The following is a 1,333-nucleotide window of genomic DNA, read 5'->3' on the forward strand; positions in this document are numbered from 1 at the left end:
GTCGTCCAGCGCGGTCGCGCCGGGCGCGCCGGGCACCGCGCCGGGGACGCCGCCCGAGCCGCCGGGCCCGCTGCCGATCAGGGCCATCATGAGCTGCTGCGCGGTCGGCCGCTGGGCCGGGTTCTTGACCAGGCAGGCGGCGATCAGGTTGTGCAGCTCGGGCGGCAGGCCGGCCAGTGACGGCTGCTCGTTCATCACCCGGTTGATCACCGCGACCACGGTGTCGTCGCCGAACGGCGGCCGCGCGGTCGCGGCGAACACCATGGTCGAGCCCCAGGCCCAGACGTCCACGGCCTCGGTCAGGCGCTCCCCGGCGACCTGCTCGGGCGCCATGTAGGACGGGGTGCCGATCGCCTTGGTGGCGTTGGTCTGGCCCGCGTCCAGGGCGCGCGCGATGCCGAAGTCGATCACGCGCGGGCCGTCCGGGGCCATGATCACGTTGTGCGGCTTGAAGTCGCGGTGCACGATGCCCGCCTGGTGGATCGCCACCAGCGCGGTCGCGGTGCCGATCGCGAGGCGCTCCAGCGCCGCGCCGGTGATCGGCCCCTGGTCGGTGACCTGCTTGTACAGCGACGGCCCGGGCACGTACTCGCTGGCGATCCACGGCTGGTCGCCCGCGACGTCGGCCTCCAGCACCTGCGCGGTGCAGAACCGGGCGACCTGCATGGCCGCCTGCGACTCGCGGACGAAGCGGTGGCGGGCCTGGTCGTCGGCGGCCAGGTCGGCGCGCAGCAGCTTGATCGCCGCCTTGGCCCCGGACGGGTCCACACCGAGGTAGACGACGCCCTGACCGCCCTCTCCGAGACGTTCGGTCAGGTCGTAGGTCCCCAGCCGCCGGGGATCTCCCGGCTGCAAGTCCGGCATGGAACAACTCCTTCGGCGGGCGTACTCGGCGACGCTCAGGCGCTGGACGGGGTACGAGCTTACGCGAGCAGGGGCGCGCCCATCGCGTGTTCGCCCCGCGGGACCATACCCACTAAATCGCCGCAAAGCAGTGTGGCGGCGGGCTCCCGCCCGGAGCGGTCGGGGACGGCTGGCAGACTTCGACCATGAGCATCAGCTATCCGCGGCAGACCGCCCGCACCCGCCGGTTCACACTCGGCGTCCCGCGCGCCTTCCAGATCGCGCCCGACGGGTCCCGGGTGGCTTTCCTGCGCACCAGAGCGGGCGACGACCCGGCCACCTGCCTGTGGACGCTGGACCCGGCCACCGGCGCGGAGACGCTGGTCGCCGACCCGGCGGCGCTGGCGGTCGCCGGGGAGCAGAACCTGCCCGCCGAGGAGCGCGCCCGGCGCGAGCGGGCCCGCGAGGGCGCGGGCGGCATCGTCGGCTT

At 74.3% G+C, this 1,333-nt stretch carries 1 protein-coding gene and 1 pseudogene; one reads left to right on the plus strand and one right to left on the minus strand.

The window, feature by feature from the left end:
- The coding region (locus tag AB0J52_RS40905; RefSeq protein ID WP_500188625.1) for a serine/threonine-protein kinase at positions 1-864 on the minus strand (864 nt) is incomplete at its 3' end.
- 185 nt (positions 865-1,049) lie between these two features.
- On the opposite strand from AB0J52_RS40905, the pseudogene AB0J52_RS40910 reads away from it, so the two are divergent.
- Positions 1,050-1,333: pseudogene (locus AB0J52_RS40910) on the plus strand (S9 family peptidase); the annotation flags it as partial.

It is taken from the genome of Spirillospora sp. NPDC049652, from assembly GCF_040675125.1.
Classification (GTDB): Bacteria; Actinomycetota; Actinomycetes; order Streptosporangiales; family Streptosporangiaceae; genus Spirillospora.